The organism is uncultured Veillonella sp., from assembly GCF_963534045.1.
Classification (GTDB): Bacteria; Bacillota; Negativicutes; order Veillonellales; family Veillonellaceae; genus Veillonella.
Genome location: NZ_CAUSQT010000054.1, coordinates 1 through 7,238 on the forward strand (window position 1 = coordinate 1; position 7,238 = coordinate 7,238).

The 7,238-nt window shown below is 40.2% G+C and carries 6 protein-coding genes; 2 read left to right on the forward strand and 4 right to left on the reverse strand.

Annotated features, from left to right (window positions below; all coding sequences use genetic code 11):
* Positions 1-774 (reverse strand): FAD-binding protein (locus tag RYP29_RS07640; protein WP_311532924.1); only part of this gene is annotated, 774 nt, incomplete at its 3' end.
* A gap of 889 nt (positions 775-1,663) precedes the next feature.
* Here RYP29_RS07640 and RYP29_RS07645 point away from each other — a divergent pair.
* Complete coding sequence (locus RYP29_RS07645) at positions 1,664-2,338, forward strand: response regulator transcription factor (RefSeq protein WP_005378137.1); 675 nt, start codon at positions 1,664-1,666, stop codon at positions 2,336-2,338.
* Entirely contained in the window at positions 2,316-3,719 is a 1,404-nt protein-coding gene (locus RYP29_RS07650) for a HAMP domain-containing sensor histidine kinase (protein WP_311532922.1), read from the forward strand. Before RYP29_RS07645 ends, RYP29_RS07650 begins: the two co-directional genes overlap by 23 nt.
* Before the next feature lie 128 nt (positions 3,720-3,847).
* Here RYP29_RS07650 and RYP29_RS07655 read toward each other — a convergent pair whose 3' ends face one another.
* From RYP29_RS07655 to RYP29_RS07665, 3 genes are all read right to left on the reverse strand, one after another.
* The gene (locus tag RYP29_RS07655; RefSeq protein WP_311532921.1) at positions 3,848-5,158 is read right to left on the reverse strand and encodes a DUF445 domain-containing protein; all 1,311 of its coding nucleotides are present in this window, start codon (positions 5,156-5,158) and stop codon (positions 3,848-3,850) included.
* The gene (locus RYP29_RS07660; RefSeq protein WP_311532919.1) at positions 5,155-6,390 is read right to left on the reverse strand and encodes a DUF445 domain-containing protein; all 1,236 of its coding nucleotides are present in this window, start codon (positions 6,388-6,390) and stop codon (positions 5,155-5,157) included. The genes RYP29_RS07655 and RYP29_RS07660 overlap by 4 nt, the downstream gene beginning before the upstream one ends.
* 70 nt (positions 6,391-6,460) lie before the next feature.
* On the reverse strand, positions 6,461-7,162 hold the full coding sequence (locus RYP29_RS07665) for an MBL fold metallo-hydrolase (RefSeq protein WP_105083702.1): 702 nt from the start codon (positions 7,160-7,162) through the stop codon (positions 6,461-6,463).
* Between the last annotated feature and the right edge of the window lie 76 nt (positions 7,163-7,238).

The following is a 7,238-nucleotide window of genomic DNA, read 5'->3' on the forward strand; positions in this document are numbered from 1 at the left end:
ATTAAGAAGGTAACCACCTTCACCACGAACCGCTTCAGACATCAAGATACCAGTACGACCAAGACCAGTTGGATGGAATTGGATCATTTCCATATCTTTCAAGGCATTACCAGCGCGGAATGCTGCTGCCATACCATCGCCTGTGGAAAGGAATGGGTTTGTAGTACGAGTCCAGAAAATACGACCTGCACCACCAGTGGACAAGATAATAGCTTTCGCTTTAATTTGTTCTACGCGACCTTCTTTCATGTTCCAAACTACAGCGCCACCAACATGACCTTCTGCAGATTTAACAAGATCTAAAAGGTACCATTCTTGTAAGAAGTGTACGCCTTCTTTCAAGCATTGTTCGTAAGTTGTGTGCAAAATAACGTGACCAGTTTTATCCGCAGAGTAGCAAGTACGTGGATAGGATTGACCACCGAAGTTACGTTGCGCAATTTTGTTTTCTTGAGTACGAGAGAATGGAGCACCCATGTGGTCCATTTCAAGTACGCCTTCTGGACAACGGGAGCAGAAGAATTCGATCGCATCTTGGTCACCAAGATAGTCAGAACCTTTTACTGTGTCGAAAGTATGTGTTTCGATTGTATCTTCAGCTGCAACGTTATTCAAACATGCATTTACACCGCCTTGCGCCATTGCTGTTGCAGAGCGAGTTGGGAAAATTTTAGTAATAAGAGCTACTTTTAAGCCTTTGCGACGACCAACTTCAAGAGCCGCGCGTTGACCAGCGCCACCGCTACCTACTACTAGAACATCAAACTGTTCCATAATGACCTCCTCATAACTACCTATTAATAAGAAAACTTGTTAGACTATCTCATTTCAAAAACTTATAAAAATTTTTGATAACCTAATCATTTTTCCTTAAAGAAAAGCCTCACACTTGTGCGATTTTTCTTATAGCTTTACTTATAATTATAGTGAGCATTGCCCCGTATGTCTAAACCTTATTATGCATAATTAATTTCGATGATTTTAATTGATACTCTGTATCATTTCACATTTTTGTAGATGAATCTTGAACATTCCGATTACATTAAATGGAAATTCTATTTATTTTTATGTATATCATTTATATTGGTTCGGTTCCGAATTTTTTACTTTATAGCTAACCATATGAGGCCAATAAATACTATGTTTTACCGACTATACCACCCCAATAAGGTCATTTATCGTTATCAAAATTTTTAAATTCCTACTAAAAATACACGGAATTTAAATAGCTTATGTATATTAAAACCTCTCGATTTTAGTATACTTTTTACTTTTGATAATTATTATCATAAGTTTTTATTGTGATTTTCCTTACATCTTTTAAAATCGGTAAAATCGCCCTTATCTATGCATATACGGCAATCTTCGATATACTTCATTTTATGAAATCTAATTATACCAGATAAAACTTATATAGTAGTGCTTACACACACTATATATATGAATATATAAGGGTTTTACCATTTATTACATTCATTTTTCACTCATTCCATTTGTATAAGGTATGATAATAGATAAATTAGTTATATAATATAACTTAAATATGTTAATATTAATTTAATTACTAATGTGTTGCAGCTTTCACAAAATGGAATCTGATTAGTAATTAAGTTGTATTAAGAGAGAGTTATATAATTTAATCATACATAAGGAGAACAAACATATGAAGATTTTACTTGTAGAAGACGAAGAAATGCTGAATGGTATTACGGCCAAATATTTACGTGCTGAAAATATGACTGTCGATACATGTTTCAACGGTCAACAAGCTATCGATTATGTAAATACATCTAGTTATGATGTAATTGTTATGGATATCATGATGCCTGTATTGGATGGCATTAGCGCATTGGCCCAAATGCGTAATGAAGGTAATACAACACCTGTTTTATTATTAACGGCAAAAGATTCCTTACAAGATAAGGTTACAGGTCTCAACACAGGTGCAGACGATTACCTTGTAAAACCATTTGATCTCGAAGAATTGACAGCTCGTATCTATGCATTAGCACGCCGTAACGCACGTCATGCACAAAACGACATCAAGGTTGGCCCATTAACAATCAACGTCCCTCAACGTACGGTCAAACGCGATGGCGAAGCGATTACATTGACGGCTAAAGAATTTGATTTATTGTATTATTTAGCAAGCAACGAAAACATCGTTTTGTCCCGTCAACAAATTCTAGATCATGTTTGGGAATACGATTATGAAAGCTACTCTAATCTAATTGATGTATATATTAAGGATTTACGTAAAAAGATTGACACGGATGAAAATGTGAAATTAATTCAAACCGTTCGTGGAGTAGGATATGTCCTCAAAACAGAAAACTAAGGAACAAGGTCACGACCTTAATTCTATGTCGGGTGCATTTAAGCACCTGTGGAATCGCATACCACTAACCTTTAAAATCATGTTGTGGTATACATTGTTTCTGATTACCCTTCTAATTTCCATGTCCATTTTCTACTATAACTATATGGGCACGACACGCAGCACGGAAATCAGAGATCGGTTACAACAACAAACGCTAATCATGTCTACGGACATCCGCAAGTTCAAGCCTTATGAAGATGGCACATTCTATCTCGTTTACACACAGGATGGATTAATCACCAAAGGCTATTTACCGGATGGATTTCCAAATCAATCGAATCTATCCCTTGGTCAAGTTGGTGAAATCGAAGCTAATGGTATGACATTCTACTATTACGACGTACCGATCAATGCGCCGAATTATCGAGGTTTCTTACGGGCTATTACGAGCCAAAAGATTACGGATAAAAACGGGGATATCCTGTACGCCTTATTGCTTGTCAATTTAGTAGCGTTACTCATATCTTCTATCGGTGGTTATCTCTTCATAAAACAAGGTCTAAAACCATTGCGCAAGCTGACACATACAGCTAAGGTTATCGGTAAAAACAACGACTTGAGCCGTCGTATTGAATTGCCAGAAATTGCAAAAGATGAGGTCTATGAGTTGACGACCACATTCAACCGCATGTTATCTGGCCTCGAAGATTCGTCTAATCGGGAAAAGCAATTCAGTTCCGACGTATCTCATGAATTGCGTACCCCGATTGCCGTTATCCAAGCTGAAAGCGAATACGCCATCAAATATGCGCGTACACCAGAGGAAATGCAAGAAGGCTTGACCCACATCTTAGAGCAAGCCAAATTCATGTCGTCCTTAGTAGCGCAATTATTGGATGTAGCACGGTTAGAAAATAACTATGAAATGAATGTAGCCCCTGTAGATGTAAGTACCATGTTAAGAAACATGATACATGATTACACTCGACTTTGTGCAGAAAAGCATATCATCATCAATGCCGATATCGATAGTGATTTAATCATTACGGGCCACGAAGTATCCTTACGTCGTGCCGTAACAAATCTTATCGACAATGCTATTAAATTCACAAAATCGACCATCAATATCACGGCTAAACGCAATAACTTCTATTTGATCATTGAGGTTACCGATAACGGAATTGGTATCGAGCCAGATAATCTATCACAAATATTCAACCGCATGTATCAAACCGAGCAATCGCGGAATAAAAAGTCTAATCACGGTATAGGCTTAGGCCTCTATTTCGTAGACAAGGTTGTTCATTTACATCACGGTACAATCACGGCAAAGAGTGAGCTAGGTGTATTTACTACCTTCTCCATTACCCTTCCTCTATCGGAAGAATTAATAGAATAATGTAACACGATGTACATAAAAAACACCCTTCTACATGACAGGTCTCAACTATGAGAACCACTCATCATATAGAAGGGTGTTTTCTTATATATAAATACTGTAATTTACTTGTAAGCTATACAAGGTATTTAACCGAGTAAAGCTAATAATGGTACATAGACGTACTCAAGGAAGCTCCATACCACAAGGCCCGCCACGGCGCCTACAATGGCACCATTGATACGAATCCAGCTAAGGTCATCCTCTACCTTAGACTCGATAAAGTAGATAAATTTATCGGTGCTAAGTCCGCCTAATACTTGGCGTATGATGGTTTCTATGAGATCATACCCTTGTTCTAGCACATATCGTGCAATATCGTGGAGGGTAGTTTCAATGCGATTGCGAAGATCTTCAGATTGACCATATACATTCCAAAGTTCAAGGGCGATATTTACAAGAACTTGAGCTGGCGTTTCGCCATTTTCATCGCCTTCAACAAGCAACTCCTCAACGTATGGACATAAATGGTTCTCGATGATAGATTCCCAATCTTGTTCTCGTATCCAACGTTCCCAGGCCTCATCGAGAGCATCGCAGACCACATGATTTTCCTCTATGTGTCGAATCGGATCTACCCACTGACGAAGCCATGCTGTCCGCTCAGGGCTATTAGGGCGTTTCCAGTTTTCCAACATAGCATACGCCTCTGTTACAATGGCTTCTGCCATCTCACGATAATTAACAACATCAGTGGCCTCGGACAAGGAAATCAAGAAATCAGAAAGGAAGCCCTTTCGTTTTTTCTTATGCGCTTCCTCTGCAACTACGGCCGTAAGCCAGGTGACCATAGCAGGATGGTTAATACGCTCTTGAATTACATTCAAGACCTGTACAACCATGCCTTCATAGCGATTGTGTTCACATAAATCAAGTAATACATGCTTTAACACAGGTACGAGGGAATGTTTTTCTAACAATGCACGAATGCGCTTAGCCCCCCACTGTGCCCAGTCCTCAGTTGTTTGAGATTTCCATAACAAATGTAACCCCTGATGAATGACAAGGCGTGCGGCCCGCTGTCCCTCTGGAGATAGTAGGAATTTTTCAAATAAAGGTACGAATTGTACCTTGCCTAATAGCACTTGGCAACGATCTCGCGTTAGCATCTTCGTTTCCACCAGCTTAATTACACCATTAATCAGGCGTTCCTTATTGCGTGGAATCAAAGCCGTATGATACGGAAATCCTAAAGGTTTACGGAATAATGCGGTCACGGCAAACCAGTCCGCCACACTACCGATAAGAGCAGATTGTACCGCCCAATAGAGCGGCTGGTACCAGCTTTCATGATCAAAGAAAAACTGGCCTACAAAAACAAAACAGTAGAGCACGAACATCAAGCCAAAGATTCCATTGGCTCGCTGTTTCAAGGTAAGCGATTTAATATATCGTATCATCCGATCACCCCCTTAATGAGGAGGGTAACGCCGTAGAACAGCCCGCCGAGGACGGCCCCTACAAGTGAGCCATTGATACGAACCATTTGTAAATCATAATACATTTTACCTCGTATAATGTGCGTAATCTCGTCCGGTGAATAACGAGATAGTTCTTCGCCCACCACACGATCGATAAGAGGGTTCAATTTTTGTAGCCATGGAATGCTACGCAACAAGAAGAATCGTTCAAACGGCGCTTGTTTTTCAGGATTTAGAAGTATTTCACTGCCGAGCACGTTAAATCGTTCGAGCACAATATCCATGAGGCGCACCCAATCGAGCGTATCCCCATCGATGAGCTTGCCTTCCCATTCTTCGAGGACCATTTTGACCCATTGGTCCTTATGTTCTTCGATGAAAGCCTGCCATTCCTCATTCGTTTCCAAATTATTGAAAAATCTGATGGCCTGCCCCCATATATAGCGGCCCAATGGCGAATCGATATCTTCGTTATCTTGCAAGAATTGAACTGCTTTTTTCTGTACTGTATCAACTAATCGTTCAGGTGAAAGCCCATCACCACCAAAGGCGATGGCTAATTCACGTATAAATGAATCCTTAGTATAGGTTTTCATAATGTCTAGCATGACGCGATACAAATATGGATACACCTGATTTGACGCGATAACACGCTGACAAGTTCGATTAAAATAAAGCCAAAACACGCTAGCCGTATGGCGTTCCAGCATGCAACGACCGAATAGAATAACGAGAGGTGTGGCCTTCCAATTGGATACCCCTTTATAAACAGCCTTATTAATCTCCTTACGCATCGGCTCAATATCCATATGGGATAATACCTGATTGCCAATGCCGTATAAGAGTTCTCTCATCTGTTTTTGCCCTACATCACTCATGCCATATTCGATGATACGCACCATAACGCGTTCTCGTTTGATGGCATAGTACATTTGTGGCACCCGAAGTAATTCTTCGCTGAGCATGGTCCGGCCAATCTGTATTAACCGTTCTTTACTACGCGGCAAGATAGCCGTTTTGAAAGGAATACCTAAAGGCTTTGTAAAGAGCGCTGTCACTGCATACCAATCCGCCAAACCGCCAATCATCGCGGCCCCCGAAACGTGCATGATAAACGCCCAAAGTGCATCGTGCCTATGAGGGTATGAAATTAAAAATATGATAGCCATGACAATCAACAGTGTGGTTGCCACTGGTTTGGTTTTCATCATCACTTGATCCTAACTTACTCAATTACGTATATAGACTCTCCCCATATAACGTAGTGACCACGTGGGTCACTTAAAATATGCATTCATCGCCTTCTTTTTGAGGTTCCCACACAGGAACATCGCCAAAGAGAGCTTTAAAATACACGGATGGCGTCCATAGTGGACCATTTAGATGCATAGGAATAAACGCCTTTTTCACCTGTACGCGGCGTAAGAATTCAATAGCACCCCATTCCATAGCATCTTCTAAACGATTATCTACAGGGAACATCGCCACATCTGCGGATAAGCCTTCTAATTCCTTAAATTCACGCCAAGCCATGCGCTTCGCATCCGCATTATTCTCCGGCGTATCACCAAGCCAATGCCACCAATTAAGATCGCCCGCATGGAAAATGGAATCAGAATCGATATTTGCAGTATCCGTTTTCACATAGAAAGAACCGCCTTCATCGGTACTGCCATACATATGAATCCCTACATCATCAAGATTGGCATCTTGGCCAGGTCTCATGGTAATACACTTTCTTACCTTACCCTCTAAGGGTACATCTTGATGGCAGATATAACGCGTTTGAGGACCATCAAATTCCGTAATAGACGGATTAAAATGATCTGCATGACTGTGGCTAATAAAAAACCACAACTCACGGCCACGCTTTGCCAACTGCCAAACAATATTGTTTGGATCTTTATAATAATCAAACACATAGCAGCGCTTGCCATCATCTACGAGGAAGCCGCTGTGTGCGAGAAATGTTACATCTAACATCGTTATCAATACCTCTACACTACTGAGAATTTATATCATTCGTATTCTTTATTATACCATATTTTTCTATATACGT

Bases quoted from the DNA above. Each gene is read 5' to 3' on its own strand.
- RYP29_RS07645 (WP_005378137.1), top strand. From the start codon at position 1,664: ATGAAGATTTTACTTGTAGAAGACGAAGAAATGCTGAATGGTATTACG.
- RYP29_RS07650 (WP_311532922.1), top strand. From the start codon at position 2,316: ATGTCCTCAAAACAGAAAACTAAGGAACAAGGTCACGACCTTAATTCT.
- RYP29_RS07655 (WP_311532921.1), bottom strand. From the start codon at position 5,158: ATGATACGATATATTAAATCGCTTACCTTGAAACAGCGAGCCAATGGA.
- RYP29_RS07660 (WP_311532919.1), bottom strand. From the start codon at position 6,390: ATGATGAAAACCAAACCAGTGGCAACCACACTGTTGATTGTCATGGCT.
- RYP29_RS07665 (WP_105083702.1), bottom strand. From the start codon at position 7,162: ATGTTAGATGTAACATTTCTCGCACACAGCGGCTTCCTCGTAGATGAT.